An 18,805-nucleotide genomic window follows, 5' to 3' on the forward strand; every position below is an offset into this window, starting at 1 on the left:
TTATCGTTGCGAACGCGAAGCGATTGCGGAGCGCCACGTTAAGATCGTGGGCGGCCGGCATCAAGTTCGCCGCATTGCGGCACACGCGATGCCTTCGGGAGGAATTCGATGGAAATCACCGCGCTCGGCTATATCGCAATCAATTCCTCGCAGCTCGACCAGTGGGGCCGGATGGCGACAGGGCTGCTCGGCATGCAGCAGGTCGATCGCGGCGGCAAGATGTGCGCGTTCCGCATGGACGATCGCAAGCAGCGGCTGATCGTGGACGGCAGCAGCGATGCCGGCCTTGCGGTGATGGGATGGGAAGTTCCGTCCACGGCAGAGCTGGATCAATTGGCGGGACGGCTCGAAAGCCACGGCGTCAAGGTGACGCGCGGCTCGCGCGCGCTCGCTGACGAGCGGCATGTCGCCGAGCTGATTTCGTTCGCCGATCCCGCCGGCAACCGGCTGGAAGCTTTTTGCAAGCCGGAGCTTGCGTCCGAGCCCTTCAGGCCAGGCCGGCCGATCTCGGGCTTCCGTACCGGCGCGCTCGGCATGGGGCACGTCGTGCTCAATGTGGAGGATGTCGAGCCCCTGCTGCCGTTCTACCGCGACGTGCTCGGCTTCCACGTCTCGGATTTCGGACTGAAGCCGTACGGGCTGTACTTCTTCCACGTCAACGGTCGCCACCACAGCTTCGCGATGGTCGGCTCGGGGCGCAAGGCGATGCATCATTTCATGGTCGAGCTCGGCAGCCTCGACGATGTCGGACAAGGCTACGATCTCGCGCAGCTGGACGAAGGCCGCGTCGCCTACACGCTGGGCCGGCACACCAACGACCACATGACCTCGTTCTACGTGAACACCCCTTCCGGCTTCTTCATCGAATATGGCTGGGGCGCGCGCGTCATCGATCCCGAGACCTGGCAGCCGCATGAGACGTTCGACGGCCCGTCGCTGTGGGGCCACGAGCGCCTCCATATGCCGGAAGAACAGCGCAAGCGCCTGCGCGACATGCGGCTCGATGCGGCGGCGCGCGGCGTGCGCGTCGCCGATCCCCGCGTGCCGCCGCTTAACTGCGCGTGGCTGGACCACGTGGTCGCGCGCGAATGATCCGTGGCCGCGCGGCGTAGCCTGAACGCTCAGGCTTCGCCGAGATCGGGCTCGGTCAGCAGTCCCTGGCGCAGCGCGAGGCGGACCAGCTCGATGTCGGAGCCGACGCCGAGCTTGTCCTTGATCAGGGAATGCAGGTTTGCCACCGTCTTCGGGCTGACATGCAGCGTTTCGGCGATCTCCTCCGTCGTCCGCTCCGCGAGCAGCAACCGCATCACCTCGAACTCGCGGGCGGTGAGGACGTCGGCGGCCGAGCTTTCGCCGCCGAGCCGGCTCAGCGCCAACTCGTGGTCGATGTCGGGGCTGATGGCGATCTTGCCGGCGAGCACGTCCATCACGGCCCGCACCAGCGTTTCCGGCGGGCTGGTCTTGGTGACGTAACCCCTGGCGCCGGCGCGGATCGCCTGCACGGCGAAGCCCGCATTCTGATGCATGGTGAAGATGAGGATCCTTGCGCCTTTGTCCCATTGCCTGATCCTCCTCACGGCCTCGATGCCGCCGATGCCGGGCATGCTCAGATCCATGATGACGAGGTCAGGCGCCTCGGATTTGTACAGCCGGTAGGCCTCCGCGCCGTCAGCGGCCTCGGCGATGACGCGCAGGCCCGGCTGCTTCTGGAGCACGGAGCGATAGCCCTCGCGGACCACGGAATGGTCGTCGACCAGCAGGATCGAGGCATCGGCCGCGCTCATGCCGCATGCTCCAGCACCTGCCGATCGGCGGCGGTGAGCGGAATGACGACGCGCAGCGCCGAGCCGCCGTTGGCACCGACTTCGAAGCTCATCCGGCCGCGCAAGGCCGCAACGCGCTCGCGCATGCCAAGCAGGCCCATGCCGGATTTGACCGACGCGTCGTTCGGCCGGCCGTCGTCGTCGATGGCAAGCGCGATCTCGTCTGCCGCCATCGTCAAATGCAGGTCCACCTTGGTGGCGCCGGCGTGCTTGGCGGCGTTGGTGAGCGCCTCCTGCACGATGCGGTAGAGGTTGGCGCTGATCGCGGCGGGCAGAGTCTCGACCGCGCCGTCGAAATGGATCGAAAAGCGCGTCTCGCCGCGGCTGCGTCCGTTCCAGCCCGCGACGAGGCCTTCCAGGCTCGCAACCAGCCCGAGCTCCTCGACGTCGGGCGGACGCAGCCGGAACAGCGCGCCGCGCAGCGTCTCCATCATGCTGGTCGCGGTCCGCGAAATACCGTCGCATTCGCCGAGCAAAGCGGGGCAGTCCTGCGCGGCGGTCTGGCGGGCGGAGGAGGCGAGGGCGCGGATGGCGGCCAGCGACTGGCCGAACTCGTCGTGCAGCTCCCGCGCGAGATGGCGGCGCTCGTCGTCCTGCAGCGCGATCAGCTTGCGCGTCAGCTCGCTGCGCTCGGCGAGCGCATTGTCGAGGCTTTCGGCGAGATGGTTGAAGCCGTCGCGGATTGCGGAGAGTTCGGCCAGATCGAACGGCGGCAGCCGCGCCGAGAGGTCGTTGGCGGCGATCCGCTCGAGGCCGGTGCGGATCAGGCGGGTCGGGCGCAGCGCGCGCGCCAGCGCGGCGTAGACCAGCAGGCACAACAGCGGCAGCGCGATCGCAAACGCAATCATCAGGCGGCCGGCCTCGTGCCAGGCCTCCGCCGTCTGCACGGCCGGATCGACTGAGACCACGGTCTCGCCGAGCTTGGCGCCGCGCACGATCACGGGCCGTGCCGCTTCGCGGCCGGGGTCGAACAGGCTGCGATAGAAGGCCGCGAAGACCTGCGGCGACGGGCTCGCCGGGGCAGGCGCACCGCTACAGAATCGCTGCAGCATCTCGCCGCTCGGGCCACGGAAAGCCAGACACAGGCCGGGCGTCATCACATAGGCCGCGACGGGATCAAGGTTGGGAAAGTCGCGCGGGCCGGCCACCCACTGGATCTTGCCCTGTTGCAGCTCCAGCGACTTCGCCACGATCGCGGCGATGCCGTCGATGCGCGCGTGCACCGCGCGATCGGCCGCGATCAGGAAATAGGCGGAGATTGCGGCGAAGCAGGCGGCCGTTATGGCGGCCACGCGCAACGTCAGACGGACCTTGAGATCGAATCTCGGACGGTTCCACATCGGGCAGCACCTAGAGCGAACAGGCTTGTCGCCGCTGCATTAAACGGCAGAACGCCAGCCGCGCAAAGCGCCACGCGTTACCGCAGTGCAACGACGTGAAATTTTCCCGGCGCTCACCGGGACGGCCCCTGTTGCAGGGTGTCAGGCTGCCGCCGAGATTTGCCAACCGCTCCATCTGCGAGGCCACGCTCATGCACCTCTCCCGGTTGATCCTTCCTGCTTTTCTCCTTGCTGTCCTCGTGGGTGTCCGTCCTGCCGGCGCAGGCACCGAGGCGGCCGCCGCAGCACCGGCCGGCGTGTCGATCGAGGATTTCCAGTACCTGGATACGTCCGGCGAGCCGGTCGACCAGACCGCCGCCCACGAGAAGCAGCTGGGCGCGTTCATGGCCGCGCTGCGGCGGGATGTCGGGGCCGACAAGCGCTACCAGCTTACGCCCGCCGGGCAAGCCGATGCAAAATTCAAGGTCGTCGGCGGCGTCCAGAAGACGAGCACGCTGGTGCAATGGGCGCGGGTCGCCGTGATCGATACCGCGGCCAAGAAGGTCCTGTTCGAGAAGCTCTACACATTCCGCGGCGACAACGACGAGGCCTGGGACCGTGCCGAGGCGTTCCTCGCCCGCGAGGTCATTGCGGCGCTCGGCACGCCCGCGCCGGTCGCGCTTGCGGTGTTCGATTTCGAGCTGGAGGACATGACGGCCGCATCGGGGGGCACCTCGGCCGCTTCGGACGCATCGTACCTCGCCGAGACCACCGGCGGCGTGCGTGACGTGCTCGGCCAGTCCGGCCGCTACCGCATCGTCGACGTCGGCAGCGCGAGCGGCGAGGCGGCGAAGGCGCGCGCGTTACGCGACTGCGGCGGCTGCGAGGCCGCGATTGCAAAAGAGCTCGGTGCGGATCAATCGCTGATCGGCGTGGTGCGGCGGGTCAGCCGCACCGAATACACCTTCGGCTTCCAGGTGCGCGACGCCCGCACCGGCGCGGTGCTGGCGCGTGGCGACAGCGGCCTGCGCCTCGGCGCGGATTATTCGTGGAAACGGGGCGCGGTGCGGCTGGTCGGCGACCGGCTGATCGAGAGCCAGCAGGCCGCCGGCGCAGCTAAAGAGCGATGAGACTCATCGCTCTTTAGATCTTTGTTTGAGCATGATCTTTTCGGAAGACCGCTGCACACTTTTCCGGATCATGCTCAGAAAGTAAGCTGCACCTTCATCGACTGCGAGCGGTCGCTGGCGAGCTCGAACGCGGCGACCGCGTTCTCGAACGGCATGGTGGCCGTGATCAACGGCTTCACGTCGATCAGGCCTTCGCCCATCAGGCGCACAGCGAGCTCGAATTCGGGATCGAAGCGGAAGGTGCCGCGGAGTTGCAATTCCTTGGCGACGATGGAATTGATCGGCAGCGTCATCTCGCCGCCGAGGCCGAGCTGCACCAGCGTCGCACCGGGACGGAGCACGTCGAGCGCGGTGCGCAGCGCCGCCTGATTGCCGGAGGCTTCGAACAGCGTGTCGAACACGCCTTTGCCGGCGCGCCAGGGATCGAGCGCGCTGGCATTGGCTGCGACATTGATGGCGTGCGTCGCGCCGAGTTTCCTGGCGACCGCGAGCGGCGCCTCGGCCACGTCAGTCACCACGATCTCGGCCGCGCCGCCGAAGCGCGACACCAGGATCATCAACGCGCCGATCGGGCCGCAACCCGTGATCAGCACGCGCTTGCCGAGCAGGGGGCCGGCCTGCTTGCCGGCATGCAGGCACACCGCGAGCGGCTCTGCGACCGCGGCTTCCGCCAGCGAGAGCTTGTCCGCGATCGGCACCGCCTGCGTGGCATCGACCGTGATGAACTCGCGGAAGCCGCCTTGCACATGAGGGAAGCGCATCGCACTGCCGAGGAAGCGCATGTCGAGGCACTGGTTGCGCATGCCTTCCTGGCAATGCAGGCACTGGCCGCACGGCCTGCTCGGATTGACCGCAACGCGCGTGCCCGGTTTCACGTCGGTGACGCCGTCACCGACGGCCGCGACCACGCCGGCGATCTCATGGCCTAGCGCCATCGGCTGCTGGATGCGCACCACGCCGAAGCCGCCGTGATGGTAGTAATGCAAATCGGAGCCGCAGATGCCGCCATTGGCGATCTTGACGCGGACTTCGCCCGGGCCGGGGGCCGGATCGGGATAATTGTCGATCCGGAGATCCTTCGGGGCGTGGATGACGACGGCGCGCATGGCTTGCTCCTCGTTCGCTGGTCACATCGCGGCGATCATGCCGCCATCGACATAGATGATCTGGCCGTTGACATAGGTCGAGGCATCCGACGCCAGGAAGATCGCGGCACCGACCAGCTCGTCCGGCTTGCCCCAGCGCTTGGAGGGGATGCGGCCCATCAGCCAGTTGTTAAAATCGGTGTTGTTGACCAGCGCCTCGTTCATGTCGGTCAGCATGTAGCCGGGGCCGATCGCGTTGGCCTGGATGCCGTGCTGGGCCCATTCCACCGCCATCGAGCGGGTGAGATTCTTGATGCCGCCCTTGGCCGCGGTGTAGGGCGCGATGGTGGGCCGGGCGAGCTCGCTGCCGAGCGAGCCGATATTGATGATCTTGCCGTGCTTGCGCGGGATCATGCGCTTGGCGGCCTCGCGGCCGATCACGAAGGCGCTGGTGAGGTTGGTCTCGATCACCTTGCGCCATTCGTCGGTGGTGAACTCCACCAGCGGCTTGCGGTGCTGGATGCCGGCATTGTTGACGACGATGTCGACCGCGATGTTCTTCTTGTCGAAGTCGTTGAACGCCGCGACGATTGCGGGCTCGTCGGTGACGTTGAAGGCTGCGCCTTCAGCCTGATGCCCGGCGGCCCGAAACTCGGCGACAGCCTGCTCGACTCGCTTGGGATCGACGCCGTTGACGATGATCTTCGCGCCGGCCTTGGCCATGCCTTCCGCGATGGCGCGGCCGAGGCCGCGGGAGGAGCCGGTCACGAGCGCCGTGCGCCCGGAGAGATCGAAAAGAGAGGTGCTCATGTCAGAAAGTCCTTAGACGTTGGAGCGGCGCACGGTGAGATCTGAGCGGTCGAATACGGCGGGCAGAAGGTCGACGCCGAGGCCTGGTCCCTCCATCGGATAGACAAAACCGTCCTTGATCACGGGCATGGTGGTGACGAGCTCATTGTACCAGCCCTTGTAGAAGGCGCGCACCGATTCCTGGATCAGGGTGTTGGGCTGGCTGAACGACATGTGGATGGCGGCGATGAAGCCGATCGGGCCGATGCAATCGTGCGGCGCGAAGGGCCGGTGATAGGTCTCGGCCATCGCCGCGATCTTGCGGCCCTCGGTGAGGCCGCCGGTCCAGCACAGATCCGCCATCACCACGTGCATGGCGTCGCGGTCGAGCATGTCCTTGTAGGGAAAGCGCGAGCCCAGCGTCTCGCTGGCGCAGACCCAGACGTCGGTCGAGCGGGCATATTCGGCCAGCGCCTGAGGCGAGTTCATCCGGATCGGGTCTTCGTACCAGGTCGGCTTGTAAGGCTCGAGCGCACGGGCGATCTGCTTGGCGGTCGGCAGATTCCACAGCGAGTGGAGCTCGACCATGATCTCCATCTTGTCGCCGACCGCTTTGCGGATCTTCTCGAACGGCTCGATCGCCTGCTTCATCTGCGCGGCGGTGATGTAAAGGCCCTTGTTCTCCTGCGCCGCCGGATCGAACGGCCAGATCTTCATCGCGGAGATGCCGCTTTCCAGCAGGCTCTCGGCCAGTGCATCGGCGTGATTCATGAAGCCATCAAGGTCTTCATAGGGGCCCTTGGACGCCCCGAGATTCCAGTTCGCGACCGGGCTGATATTGGTCGAGCGGACATATTGCGTGCCAGCGCAGGTGTTGTAGATGCGCTGCTTGTCGCGGCAGAGGCCGCCGAGCATCTGGTGCACCGGCTGATTGCAAACCTTGCCGAACAGGTCCCACAGCGCGATGTCGATCGCGGACGCAGCGCGATACTCCACGCCGGTGGAGGACTGCGCCATCGGCAGGTTCAGCATGTCGCGGTGGATGGCTTCGATGTGCAGGGGATTGCGGCCGAGCAGGCGGCCGGCAAAAGTGTCGTGGATCTGCGCCTCGACCGCGCCCGCGCCGTAGAAGGTCTCGCCGAGCCCGATCACGCCGGTGTCGGTGTGGATTCGCACCCAGATGACGTTGGAGAATTCCTCGGTGCGCAGGGTCTCGATCGAAGTGATCTTCACTGCAACAGTCCTCCCATGATAAGGCGCCTCGCGCCCGTCTTGTTGTTCGTGTCTATGCCGGTCAAAACCGGCGATCCCGGCAGGCAGTCATACGCCCGCTTGTAATATATCACAACATGTTTTAAGGATATCACAAATATGCCGCCGCTCGGCAGCGCGAGCAGGGTGGCAGGGAGGACAACATGGCACGGCGCAAGCGCGCGCTCGAAGTGGTGAGAAGCGACGATGACGGCGAGGGCAGGCCCTCCCGGCGCAATCGTCTCAACTTCTTCGAGCTGGCCTATCAGAGGATCGAGGAGCTCCTCGTTCATTGCGAGCTCAAGCCCGGTCAGTTCATGACCATGCTGGAATTGCAGCAGATCACCGGCTTCGGGCGCACGCCGGTGCACCACGCCGTCAATCGTCTCTCCGCCGATACGCTCATCATCATCCGTCCGCGCCACGGCCTGCACATTGCCCCGATCGACCTTGCACGCGAACGCATGCTGCTGGCCTTGCGCCGCGACATGGAGCGGTTCGTGATCCGCCTTGCGGCCGATCGCGCCAGCCTCTCGCATCGCAATCAGGCGCTGCATATCGAACGTCTCCTGCGCGAGCGCCGCGCCAGCCTGACCCTCGACGAATTCAACAGCATCGACCGCCGCATCGACGCGCTGGTGCTGGAAGCCGCCGGCGAGCCGTTCCTGGTGCACACGCTGCGGCCGCTGCACACGCTGTACCGGCGCATCGGCTACATCCACCACCGCTTCATGCCGGGGCAGGCCGATCTGTCGGGCACGATCGATTGTCATCTCGCCATTCTCGCCGCGGTGGCCAGCCGCCGCGTCGATGATGCGGTGAAGGCGAGCGATGCGCTGATCGACTACATGGGCGAGATATTCACCGGCATGGAAGCGGGGATCGATCCGCGCCTGCTCGATTGCAGCATCGAGCCGCTGCTCGGCACGTAGCGAGTTTTGAAAAGAGGACCAAGCATGACAACGATGGCGATGCCACAACCGACCGCGAGCGAAGCCGCGGTCCGCTACCTCATCACGAACTACAGTCCCAAGGGCAACAAGGTCGGCTGGCTGATGATGGCCTCGATCCTGGTCGAAGCCTGGGACCTCTATTCGATCGCTTTCGTGCTGATCTTCATCAAGGAGCAGTACAATCCCACGGCGCTGATGCTGGGCCTTGCCGCGGCGGGCACGCAGGGCGGCGCCCTGATCGGTGCGCTGCTGGGCGGCTGGCTGTCCGACAAGATCGGCCGCCGCGTCATGTTCCTGGTGACGATGGTGATGTTCATCGTGCTGGCGCTGGCGCAGGCCTTCGTGCCTGACGTCACCTGGCTCATCGTGATCCGCTTCCTGCTCGGCATCCCGCTCGGCTCGGACATCTCGACCGGCTACACCTACATCATGGAATCCATGGCCAAGGGCGAGCGCGAGGTCATGGGCAATCGCTGGCAATTCATGTTCGCGGTCGGCGAGGTCCTGACCATCGGCGTCATCGTGATCTTCCTCTTGATCGACATGCAGCACGAGATGCTGTGGCGGGTCACGCTCGGCCTCGGCGCGGTGCCGGCGCTGATCATCCTTCTGATGCGCCACGATGTGCCGGAGACGGCGGTGTGGCTGGTGCAGAAGGGCCGTTACCGCGAGGCCAAGCAGGTCGCGCGCGAGATGTTCAACGACAATCTCGACATGCTGCCGAATCATGACGTGGTGGTTCCCAAAACCAGCACCCGTGCGTTCCTCGCCGACCTCAAGAAGGACCCAATTCGCTGGCGCGCCACGCTGTATGGCTGGATCGCCTGTTTCACCCAGGCGAGCGAGTTCTCCACCTTCGCGTTCTATTTGCCGGTGCTGTTCGTGATGGTCGGCGTGTCGAGCGTGCTCGGCATCAACCTGGTGACGATGGCGCTGTTCTCCTTCGCCGCTTTGTCGGGCTGGGTCGGGCCGCTGCTGACGCCGAAGATCGGCCACCGCGGCATCGCGATCGCCGGCTTCTCGATCGTGTTCGCCTCGCTATTGGTCGCGGCCTTCGCGCTCTACACCGATAACAAGATCCTGCTGCCGTTCGCAGCCGCCGCGATGCTGTGGGGCCATTACTGGGACGCGTCGAACTGCATGACGATCCCGACCATGGTCGCCAAGCCGAAATATCGCGGCACCGCCAGCGGCTTCGCCTACATGTTCGTGAAGCTGCCGTCGTTCCTGGCGATTTTCCTGTTCCCGACGGTGTTCGCCGCGATCGGGCAGGCGAATGCCACGCTGATGGTCGCGATCTTCCCGCTGATCGGATTGCTCGCCGCGATCTTCATCCTGCCGGAAGTCTACGGCTACGAGAACGACTGACGATGCGCTTCCCGGTCGCGGCGTCGTCGCCGCGATCGGGACTGATTTCGGAACGCTAGGACCGGCGACTACGGGCTCAGGAAGACCGGATCGATGCCCATTCCATGGCCGAGCAGGCCGAGCGCCTGAAGCTGGGCGGAGTGGAGGTCGACCTCCACGATGACGAACAGTGTGAACAACGCCACTGCGGAGAAGACCAGCAGGGGATGGGCCGTCTCGACACCGCTCTCGCTCGCTGCGGTGAGGCTCCGGATCGCGCGACGCAGAAAGGAGCTCTGCGGCAACGCTTTCGATTGGATCTGCATGATGAACCTTCCTTGCCGCGTCATATCCGTCTGATTGGCACGACAATGGAATTCTAGCCGCAGCGTCGCCGCCGGCATTGACGCACCGCAAATAGCTTCCACTGAATTTCGAGGGCCGAGGCCTGCGTTACCTGATTGCCGCTGCCAGCGCCGCGATCAGAGCGGGCGGCGTCACCACCAGGCCAAGCTTGAGGAACGGCCAGGCGCCGACCTCGATCTTCTCCCGCCTGAGCGCGACCAGCCAGAGGATGGTGGCGAGCGAGCCCGTCACCGACAGATTGGGGCCGAGGTCGACGCCGATCAGGATGGCGCTGACGACCGGGGCGGGCAGATGGTCGCTGGCGGCAACCGAGCCAGCGACGAGGCCCACGGGCAAATTGTTGGCGATGTTGGTCGCGATTGCGGTCGCGATGCCGACGCTCCAGGCGGCTTGCGGGACGGATTGCGCGACTGCTTCATGCAGCAGCGCGCTGAGCTGCGCGATCACGCCGGTCTTCACCAGCGCCTCCACCATGACGAAGAGCCCGCCGACCAGCGGCAGCACGCTCCAGGACACGCCGCGCAGCACGGGCAAGGGCGATTGTCGGCTGAGCAGCAGCACGATCGCGGCTGTCACGCCGCCGCAGATGAAGGTCGGCAGGCCCAGTTGCTTGTCCAGCGCAGACGCCGTGATCAGCACGGCGCCGATCGCGACGATGCCGATCGCCGTCAGCTTGCCGCCGCGGCCGAGCTTGGGATGCGGCACCCTGCGCGCAATCGTCTCTTCCTTCAGCGCGCGGTGCTGGGTCAGGCGCAGCACGACGTAGGTCAGCAGGATGGAGGCCACTGATGGCAGGGCGAACATACGCAGCCATTCCGTCAGGTGCGGCATACGCGCACCGAACACGACGAGATTGGCGGGGTTGGAGATCGGCAGCACGAAGCTCGCGGCATTCGCGATGAAGGCGCAGACGAAGAGATAGGGCAGTGGCTTGGCGCCGGCTGCGCGCGTCGCGGCATAGACGGCGGGCGTCAGCACGATCGCGGTGGCATCGTTGGAGAGCAGCACCGTGACGAGCGTGCCGACGAGATAGATCAGCAGGAACAGCCGTTGCGGCGAGCCGGCCGCGTATTCGACCGCGAGCGCGGCGAGATAGTCGAACAGGCCCTCGAGGCGCGCGAGCTCGGCGATCAGCATCATGCCGATCAGGAAGAGATAGACGTCGAGGCCTTTTTCGATGCCGGCAAGCGCGTCTTGCCACGGCAGCAAGCCTGATAGCACCAGGGCGCTCGCGCCGATCACCGCCCAGACCGCCTCGGGCAGGCGAAAGGGGCGGATGATGACGCCTGCTGTCGCGACGACGATGATGCTCCAGGCCCAGATGGCGTCAGACGGCACGGTCGGCAAGTTGATCTCCGGAAAACCGCTCCTGACTACCGTGCCCCGGATCGATCCGCCAGCCTCAAATCTCGGCTCGCGTCACCGCGCCACCGATAGCTTCTCCGTGATCGCCTTGCGCAGGATGCGTGACAGCGATTCCACCGAATACGGCTTCTGGATCAATTCGAAACCGCGATGGGCGTTTTCGGCGAGCACGTTGCTGTAGCCGGAGGTGAGCACCACGGGCAGGCCCGGATAGCGCTCGCGGATGATGCCGGCGAGCTCGACGCCGTTCATGCCGGGCATGATGACGTCGGAGAACACGAGGTCGACGGCAAATTCGTTCTCGCCGAGGATCGCCAGCGCGGCGTTGGCGTTGGCGACGCGGCGAACGACGTAGCCGAGATCTTCCAGCAGCTCGGTGGAGAAGCGGCCGACCTCGTCGTCGTCCTCGACCACGAGCACGCGATAGCCGCGCCCGGTGGCCGCGGCCTCATGGGTCAGCGCCGCGGCCTCCTTGTCGGTCGCGGGGCTTTGTGCCTGCGGCAGATAGATGGTGAAGGTCGCGCCTTTGCCCTGGGTGCTCGTCACCGCGACGTCGCCCTCGGACTGCTTGGCGAAACCAAAAGCCTGGCTGAGGCCGAGGCCGGTGCCCTTGCCGACCTCCTTGGTGGTGAAAAACGGCTCGAAGATCGAGTCGAGATGTTCCGGCGCGATGCCGCTGCCGGTGTCGGTGACGGAGATCGCGACGTAGTCGCCGCCGCGCGCCGATTGCGCCCGCAGGCTGGGAATCCCGGAGACCTTGCGCACGGCGATGATCAGGCGGCCTTCGCCGTTCATGGCATCTCGGGCGTTGATGGCGAGGTTGATCAGCGCGGCCTCGAACTGGGCGATGTCGGCGACGGTGAAGCAGTCGGCATCGTGAATCTCCACCGCGATGTCGATACGGCCGCCGACCAGCGGCCGGACCAGCTGCGCCACGCCCTCGACCTGGCTGCCGACGTTGAAGATCTGCGGCTTCAGCGGCTGCCGGCGCGCGAACGCCAGAAGCTGGGCGGTCAATTTGGAGGCGCGCTCGACGGTCTCGGAGATGGCATCGACATAGCGGCGGCGGCGCTCCTCCGGCAGCTCGCGGCGGCGCAGGAAATCGGTAGCCGAGCGGATGATGGTGAGGAGATTGTTGAAGTCGTGGGCGACACCGCCGGTGAGCTGGCCGATCGCCTCCATCTTCTGCGACTGCCGCAGCGCTTCCTCGCCGCGCCGGCGTTCGGTGATGTCGACGGCTTCAGGGACGGCGCCGGTGATGTTGCCGTGACGGTCCAGCACGGGGCGCATGCCGAAGTCGAAATCGCGCTCGCCGATGGGAAGGCGCAGCCGCATCTCCAGCCGCACGGCTTCGCCCTTGAGCACGGTGTGGAAGGCTTCGCGCACCAGCGCGCTCATGCCCTCCGTCGCGCTGAACCAGGGCGTCTCCCACAACGGCTTTCCGATCACATCCGACGAGCTCGCCCCGATGCCGTCGAGGGCGGTGTTGTTGGCGTAAAGCAGCTCGCCCCTGAGATTGACCAGGCCCTGATACTGATTGCTGGTCTCCAGGATCGCGCGCAGCCGCGCCTCGTTGGATTCGAGCTGGGCGGTGCGCTCGGCGATGCGCTCTTCCAGCGTCTCGTTGAGCCGCCTGAGCTCGATCTCGGCCTGCTTGGCGACGGTGATATCGTGGGCGACGCCGATGAAGCCGATATGCTTGCCGGTCGGGTCCCAGCGCGGCTGCGATTCCGAGCGCAACCAGCGCCATTCGCCGCCGGCATTCTTGTAGCGCGCTTCCAGCACGAAGGGCTTGAGTGACGCTTCACCCTGGACCGATTGCTGCAGCACGTGCGGCAGGTCGTCGGGGTGCAGCACCTTGCGCCAGTCGAAGTCGATGGCCTGATCGTAGGGCAGGCCGACGAAATCGACATAGGCCTGGTTGGCGAAGGAGCGCTTGCGATCGAGCTTGGTCACCCAGATCGGCACCGGCGCGCTGTCGGCGATCAGCCGAAAGCGCTCCTCGCTCTCGCGCAGCGTCTCGCGCGCGAGCGCCTGGTCGGTCATGTCGATATGGGCGCCGACGAGGCGGATGGCGCGGCCGTCCTTGTCGCGCTCGATCTTGGCGACGACCCGGATCCAGCGGGTTTCGCCGTCATTGGGGCGGACGATGCGGTACTCGGCGCTGTAGTCTTCGCTCGTACCGGCGAGAGCCTCGATGAAGTGCTTGACGGTGGCGTCGCGGTCGTCGGGATGGATGCGATTGACCCAATCCTCGTGCGATTCCTCCGCAGCCTCCGGCGGCAGGCCGTGGATCATGAGGTATTCGGGCGAGCGGCGGTTCTTGAAGCCTTCGCGAAAATCGACCTCGACGCCGCCGACCTTGCCGATGCGCTGGATGCGCGCCAGCTCGGCCTCGCGCTCCTGGAGCGCGCGATAGGCGTTGTCGCGCTCGCGCGCGACGTCTTCGAGGTGTTGGCGCAGCCTTTCGGCAGCGATGGTCTCGGGCAAGGGATCGTTCAAGGCATCGGCCGTTGTCATGCGGGAGCGCACGTGCCGGACCGATATTCACACAGACGGAGCGTGATGGCCATTGTTTAGAGGGATTGGGCTTGGAAAGGCGCCATGAAACGGACGGCGGTGAAACGCTGGGTCTGGCAATTTGTTCCGGAGACTGGAACGATCGGCCGGCGGAGGCGTCTTCGCGAGGCGTCACGAACGTCTTTGATAAGGCTCTCTTTCCGAAGAGGATAAATCTTGAAGCTCTTTGTCTGCCAGGCCTGCGGCAACATTCTCTATTTCGAGAACCGTGCCTGCGAACGCTGCGGCCATCGGGTCGCCTTCCTGCCGGAGAAGGAGACAATGTCGGCGATCGAGCCCGACGGAGAGGCCTGGCGAATCCTGGCCGACAAGGGCGAAAGCCGGATGCTGTGCCGGAATGCCGAGTACGATGCCTGCAACTGGCTGACGGATACGGGCGAGAGCAACGGCTATTGCCGCGCATGCCGCCACAACGGCATCGTGCCGGATTTGTCCGACCCCGCCCAGCTTGCCGGCTGGCGCGAGCTGGAGGTGGCAAAACACCGTCTGTTCTATTCCCTGATCCGCTGGAAGATGCCGCTCCAGACCCGGCAAGACGATCCCGAGCATGGTCTGATCTTCAATTTCCTTGCCGACGATCCGAACAGCGCAGAGAAGGTCATGACCGGCCACGACAACGGCCTGATCACGATCGCGCTCACCGAGACCGACGACATCGAGCGCGAGCGCCGCAGGCTCGAGATGGGAGAACCCTACCGGACGCTGCTCGGGCATTTCCGGCATGAGGTCGGGCACTATTTCTGGGATGTGCTGGTGCAGGGCGGCGGCAAGCTCGAGGAATGCCGCGCGGTATTCGGTGACGATGCCACCGATTACGGCCAGGCCCTGCAGCGTCATTATGCCGAAGGCGCGCCGCCGGATTGGCAGCAGAACTACGTCTCGGCCTATGCCACGATGCACCCCTGGGAAGATTTCGCCGAGACCTGGGCGCATTATCTTCACATCGTCGACACCCTGGAGATGGCCGCCGAGTTCGGCATGGAGGTGCGTCCCAAGGTCGACCGCGACGGGGAGTTGACGGCGCGCATCCGTTTCAACCCCTATGAGGCCAGGGACGTCGAGGCGCTGGTCAACGCATGGCTGCCCTTCACCTTCGCCATGAACAGCGTCAACCGCGCCATGGGCCTGCGCGACCTCTATCCCTTCATCCTGTCACCCGCCGTGGTCGGCAAGCTGGGCTTCGTTCATGGCCTGGTCCGGGACGTCGCCAAGTCTGGGAAGGCACAGGACGCCGCAGGGCGTCCCTAGGGCTCACCGAGCCCGTTTCGGTCTTGCGCTGGTACGCCAGATGGCCCGGATTTAGACCGTTGCCTCCGGCCCATTTTGATGTACCACGGGAGCCACACGGCCCGTCCCATAGGCCCCAACGGCCAGGGAAGGGTCCCGCCCAAGGTCGAGACTCAAGAAAAGCATGTTCAAACGCATTCTGATCGCCAATCGCGGCGAAATCGCCTGCCGGGTCATCAAGACTGCCCGCAAGATGGGAATCGAGACGGTCGCCGTCTATTCCGAAGCCGACCGCGACGCCCTTCATGTCGAGATGGCGGACGAGGCCGTGCTGATCGGCCCGCCGGCGGCAGCCGAGAGCTATCTGGTGATCGAGAAGATCGTGGAGGCCTGCCGCAAGACGGGCGCGCAAGCCGTGCATCCCGGTTACGGCTTCCTGTCCGAGCGTGAGGCGTTTCCGCGCGCGCTGGAAGCCGCCGGCATCGTCTTCATCGGCCCGAACCCGGGCGCGATCGCGGCGATGGGCGACAAGATCGAGTCGAAGAAGGCGGCCGCCAAGGCCAAGGTCTCGACCGTGCCGGGCCATCTCGGCGTCATCGAGGACGACAAGCACGCGGTCCGTATCGCCGACGAGATCGGCTACCCCGTGATGATCAAGGCCTCCGCCGGCGGCGGCGGCAAGGGCATGCGCATCGCCCATTCCAAGGCCGAGGTCGCCGAGGGCTTCAATCTCGCCAAGGCCGAGGCCAAGGCGTCGTTCGGCGACGACCGCGTCTTCGTCGAAAAGTTCATCGTCGATCCCCGCCACATCGAGATTCAGGTGCTGGGCGACAAGCACGGCAACGTCATCTATCTCGGCGAGCGCGAGTGCTCGATCCAGCGCCGCAACCAGAAGGTCATCGAGGAGGCGCCGTCGCCGCTGCTCGACGAGGCCACGCGCCGCAAGATGGGCGAGCAGGCCGTCGCGCTGGCCAAGGCCGTGAATTACGACTCCGCCGGCACCGTCGAGTTCGTCGCGGGGCAGGACAAGAGCTTCTACTTCCTGGAGATGAACACGCGCCTCCAGGTCGAGCATCCCGTCACCGAGCTCGTCACCGGCATCGACCTCGTCGAGCAGATGATCCGCGTTGCCGCCGGCGAGAAGCTCGCCATCGCGCAGAAGGACGTCACGCTGACGGGCTGGGCGGTGGAATCGCGCCTCTACGCCGAAGACCCGTTCCGCAACTTCCTGCCCTCGATCGGGCGGCTCGTGAAGTATCGTCCGCCGGCGGAAGTGAGCCACGACGGCATCACCATCCGCAACGACACCGGCGTGCAGGAGGGCGGCGAGATCTCGATCCATTACGATCCGATGATCGCAAAACTCGTCACGCATGCGCCCTCGCGCGCGGCCGCGATCGAGGCGCAGGCGACCGCGCTGGATTCGTTCTATGTCGACGGCATCAGGCACAACATCCCGTTCCTGTCGGCGCTGATGCATCATCCGCGCTGGCGCGAGGGACGGCTCTCGACCGGCTTCATCGCCGAGGAATTTCCCAAGGGCTTTGCCGTGCGCGTGCCGGAAGGCGAGGTCGCCCGGCGCATCGCCGCGGTCGGCACCGCCATTGATCACGTGCTCGGCGAACGCAAGCGGCAGATCTCCGGTCAGTTGGGCGGCCGCGTCGTGCAGCGCGAGCGCCGTCGCGCGGTCTGGCTCGACCGCCAGGAGATCCAGCTCGAGGTCGCGCGCGAAGGTGATGCGATCGCGATCCGCTTCGTCGATGCCGAGGGCAAGGCCGGCAATGCGCATCTGTTGCAGTCGCCGTGGAAGCCGGGCGATCCGGTCTGGCAGGGTACCATCGACGGCCACTTCGTCGCGGTGCAGGCGCGGCCGATTCCGAACGGCATTCGCCTCGCGCATCAGGGCGTCGAGGTCCCCGTCTATGTCTGGACTGAAGCGGAAGCGACCTCGGCGCGGCTGATGCCGGTGACGACGGCCTCCGACACCGGCAAGAAGCTGCTGTGCCCGATGCCCGGGCTCGTGGTCTCGATCGCGGTGACCGAAGGGCAGGAGGTCAAGGCCGGCGAGACGCTCGCGGTGGTCGAAGCCATGAAGATGCAGAATGTGCTGCGCGCCGAGCAGGACGGCACCGTGAAGAAGGTTCACGCCAGCGCGGGCGCGACGCTCGCGGTGGACGCGCTGATTCTGGAGTTTGCGTAAGGCGCTCCGGAGCACGACAGTCGACCCTCACCCTGAGGAGCCGCGCTTGCGCGGCGTCTCGAAGGGCGAGGCCACAGCCGGGCCTGCATCCTTCGAGACGCGCGCAAGAGCGCGCTCCTCAGGATGAGGATTTTGGAGTGAGGCACCATGGCCTTTCGTTCCCGCCGCGAGAAACTGCGCCTCATCCTGTCGGGCTCGGCCTGCATCCATCCGGGCTCGGTCTATGACGCGATCTCGATCCGCATCGCCGAGGACCTCGGCTTTCCGCTCGGCATGTTCGGCGGCTCGGTCGCCTCGCTCGCGGTGCTCGGCGATCCTGACGTCACGCTGATCACGCTCACGGAGCTTGCCGAGCAGATGCGGCGGATGTCCCGCGCCGCCGCGCTGCCTGTGCTGGTCGATGCCGATCATGGCTACGGCAATTCGCTCAATGTTCGTCGCACGGTGCAGGAGCTGGAGGCGGCCGGCGCCGCCGGCCTTACCATCGAGGACACGCTGCTGCCGGCCGCCTTCGGTGAGGCGAGGACGCAGCTGATCTCGCTCGAGGAAGGCGTCGGCAAGATGAAGGCCGCGCTCGACGGCCGCAGTGATGCCTCGCTGGTCATCATGGGCCGCACGGGAGCAGCCTCGATCACCTCGATCGAGGACGCGATCCGCCGCGCGCAGGCGTATGAGGCGATCGGGGTCGATGCGCTGTTCTTTACCGGCATCAAGTCGCGCGCGGAGCTCGAGGCCGTCGCGGCCGCCACGCGCCTGCCGATCGTGCTCGGTGGTGCGCCGGAGGAGCTGAGCGCGCTCGACTATCTCGCCGGCCAGCGCGTGCGTATCGCGCTTCAGGGCCACGCGCCGATCGCCGCTGCGACGCAAGCCGTGTATGAAACGCAGAAAGCGCTGCGCGAGGGCACGGCGCCGAAGGCGCTGAGAGGTCTGGCATCATCCGACCTGACCAGCCGCGTCATGCGCGAGGCCGACGTCAAGGCGCGCAGCGCCGACTTTCTCGGGCTGAAAAAATGAGCCGGGCGATCCTTCAGGTGATGATCCGCGGCCGCGTCCAGGGCGTCGGCTATCGCGCCTGGGTCGAGTACCAGGCGACTGCGAGCGGCCTTGAAGGCTGGGTCCGCAACCGCCGCGACGGCTGCGTCGAAGCGCTGTTCGCGGGCGCGCCAAAGCACGTCGCCGACATGGTCGCGCTATGCCGCCATGGCCCCCCGTCCTCGCGCGTCGACAGCGTGACGAGTGAGACGGCCAGCGCGGATGAGCTGAACCTGCGCAGGGCAGGGGAAGCGTTCTCGGTGTTGCCGACAGTGTAGGGGGCGGTCTCGCCGCGCAGATGATGCGCTCCCTCGCCCCGTTCTTACGGGGAGAGGTGA

General features: G+C 66.0%; 17 protein-coding genes. 8 read left to right on the forward strand and 9 right to left on the reverse strand.

What is annotated here, in order from left to right:
- The first annotated feature begins 108 nt into the window (after window positions 1-108).
- A complete protein-coding gene (locus GGD67_RS32375) occupies window positions 109-1,092 on the forward strand; it encodes a VOC family protein (RefSeq protein WP_179738496.1) in 984 nt (327 codons plus the stop codon).
- Window positions 1,093-1,121: 29 nt separating this feature from the next.
- Here GGD67_RS32375 and GGD67_RS32380 read toward each other — a convergent pair whose 3' ends face one another.
- Genes GGD67_RS32380 through GGD67_RS32390 form a run of 3 tightly spaced genes read right to left on the reverse strand, consistent with a single transcriptional unit; the run spans window position 1,122 to window position 3,356 of the window.
- Window positions 1,122-1,784 (reverse strand): response regulator transcription factor, encoded by a 663-nt coding sequence (locus tag GGD67_RS32380; protein WP_028140919.1) that lies wholly within the window; start codon window positions 1,782-1,784, stop codon window positions 1,122-1,124.
- Window positions 1,781-3,163 carry a sensor histidine kinase gene (locus GGD67_RS32385; protein WP_092260080.1) on the reverse strand — a complete coding sequence of 461 codons (1,383 nt, stop codon included), beginning with the start codon at window positions 3,161-3,163 and terminating at the stop codon, window positions 1,781-1,783. The genes GGD67_RS32380 and GGD67_RS32385 overlap by 4 nt, the downstream gene beginning before the upstream one ends.
- Window positions 3,164-3,173: 10 nt before the next feature.
- On the reverse strand, window positions 3,174-3,356 hold the full coding sequence (locus GGD67_RS32390; protein WP_179738498.1) for a hypothetical protein: 183 nt from the start codon (window positions 3,354-3,356) through the stop codon (window positions 3,174-3,176).
- Between GGD67_RS32390 and GGD67_RS32395 the strand changes: the two genes are divergently transcribed.
- Complete coding sequence (locus tag GGD67_RS32395; RefSeq protein WP_179738500.1) at window positions 3,355-4,272, forward strand: DUF3280 domain-containing protein; 918 nt, start codon at window positions 3,355-3,357, stop codon at window positions 4,270-4,272. The genes GGD67_RS32390 and GGD67_RS32395 overlap by 2 nt on opposite strands.
- 74 nt (window positions 4,273-4,346) lie before the next feature.
- On the opposite strand, the gene GGD67_RS32400 is transcribed toward GGD67_RS32395, so the two are convergent.
- Genes GGD67_RS32400 through GGD67_RS32410 form a run of 3 tightly spaced genes read right to left on the reverse strand, consistent with a single transcriptional unit; the run spans window position 4,347 to window position 7,379 of the window.
- Window positions 4,347-5,378, reverse strand: a complete 1,032-nt coding sequence (locus tag GGD67_RS32400; protein WP_179738502.1) for an L-idonate 5-dehydrogenase — start codon at window positions 5,376-5,378, stop codon at window positions 4,347-4,349.
- A gap of 21 nt (window positions 5,379-5,399) precedes the next feature.
- Window positions 5,400-6,167 carry a glucose 1-dehydrogenase gene (locus tag GGD67_RS32405; protein ID WP_091957176.1) on the reverse strand — a complete coding sequence of 256 codons (768 nt, stop codon included), beginning with the start codon at window positions 6,165-6,167 and terminating at the stop codon, window positions 5,400-5,402.
- 12 nt (window positions 6,168-6,179) lie between these two features.
- Window positions 6,180-7,379, reverse strand: a complete 1,200-nt coding sequence (locus GGD67_RS32410; protein WP_018320648.1) for a mandelate racemase/muconate lactonizing enzyme family protein — start codon at window positions 7,377-7,379, stop codon at window positions 6,180-6,182.
- A gap of 182 nt (window positions 7,380-7,561) precedes the next feature.
- Here GGD67_RS32410 and GGD67_RS32415 point away from each other — a divergent pair, with 182 nt between their 5' ends.
- The gene (locus GGD67_RS32415; protein WP_018320647.1) at window positions 7,562-8,329 is read left to right on the forward strand and encodes a GntR family transcriptional regulator; all 768 of its coding nucleotides are present in this window, start codon (window positions 7,562-7,564) and stop codon (window positions 8,327-8,329) included.
- 24 nt (window positions 8,330-8,353) lie between these two features.
- Window positions 8,354-9,718, forward strand: a complete 1,365-nt coding sequence (locus tag GGD67_RS32420) for an MFS transporter (protein ID WP_018320646.1) — start codon at window positions 8,354-8,356, stop codon at window positions 9,716-9,718.
- A 68-nt stretch (window positions 9,719-9,786) separates the two neighbouring features.
- Here GGD67_RS32420 and GGD67_RS32425 read toward each other — a convergent pair whose 3' ends face one another.
- The 3 genes from GGD67_RS32425 to GGD67_RS32435 all read right to left on the reverse strand — a co-directional run bounded on the left by GGD67_RS32425 (window position 9,787) and on the right by GGD67_RS32435 (window position 13,960).
- Window positions 9,787-10,023, reverse strand: coding sequence for a hypothetical protein (locus GGD67_RS32425; RefSeq protein ID WP_026202394.1), 237 nt, complete (start codon window positions 10,021-10,023; stop codon window positions 9,787-9,789).
- A gap of 127 nt (window positions 10,024-10,150) precedes the next feature.
- A complete protein-coding gene (locus tag GGD67_RS32430; RefSeq protein ID WP_179738702.1) occupies window positions 10,151-11,401 on the reverse strand; it encodes an arsenic transporter in 1,251 nt (416 codons plus the stop codon).
- An 81-nt stretch (window positions 11,402-11,482) separates the two neighbouring features.
- A complete protein-coding gene (locus tag GGD67_RS32435) occupies window positions 11,483-13,960 on the reverse strand; it encodes a PAS domain-containing sensor histidine kinase (RefSeq protein ID WP_179738504.1) in 2,478 nt (825 codons plus the stop codon).
- Between the two features lie 204 nt (window positions 13,961-14,164).
- On the opposite strand from GGD67_RS32435, the gene GGD67_RS32440 reads away from it, so the two are divergent.
- The 4 genes from GGD67_RS32440 to GGD67_RS32455 all read left to right on the forward strand — a co-directional run bounded on the left by GGD67_RS32440 (window position 14,165) and on the right by GGD67_RS32455 (window position 18,745).
- The gene (locus tag GGD67_RS32440; RefSeq protein ID WP_179738506.1) at window positions 14,165-15,256 is read left to right on the forward strand and encodes a putative zinc-binding metallopeptidase; all 1,092 of its coding nucleotides are present in this window, start codon (window positions 14,165-14,167) and stop codon (window positions 15,254-15,256) included.
- A 163-nt stretch (window positions 15,257-15,419) separates the two neighbouring features.
- Window positions 15,420-17,435, forward strand: coding sequence for an acetyl/propionyl/methylcrotonyl-CoA carboxylase subunit alpha (locus tag GGD67_RS32445; protein ID WP_018320641.1), 2,016 nt, complete (start codon window positions 15,420-15,422; stop codon window positions 17,433-17,435).
- Between the two features lie 147 nt (window positions 17,436-17,582).
- Window positions 17,583-18,449 (forward strand): oxaloacetate decarboxylase, encoded by an 867-nt coding sequence (locus GGD67_RS32450; RefSeq protein ID WP_179738508.1) that lies wholly within the window; start codon window positions 17,583-17,585, stop codon window positions 18,447-18,449.
- Window positions 18,446-18,745: an acylphosphatase gene (locus tag GGD67_RS32455; protein ID WP_018320639.1), complete on the forward strand. Its 300-nt coding sequence runs from the start codon at window positions 18,446-18,448 to the stop codon at window positions 18,743-18,745. The genes GGD67_RS32450 and GGD67_RS32455 overlap by 4 nt, the downstream gene beginning before the upstream one ends.
- Window positions 18,746-18,805: the final 60 nt, after the last annotated feature.

It is taken from the genome of Bradyrhizobium sp. IAR9 (genome assembly GCF_013408065.1).
Classification (GTDB): Bacteria; Pseudomonadota; Alphaproteobacteria; order Rhizobiales; family Xanthobacteraceae; genus Bradyrhizobium.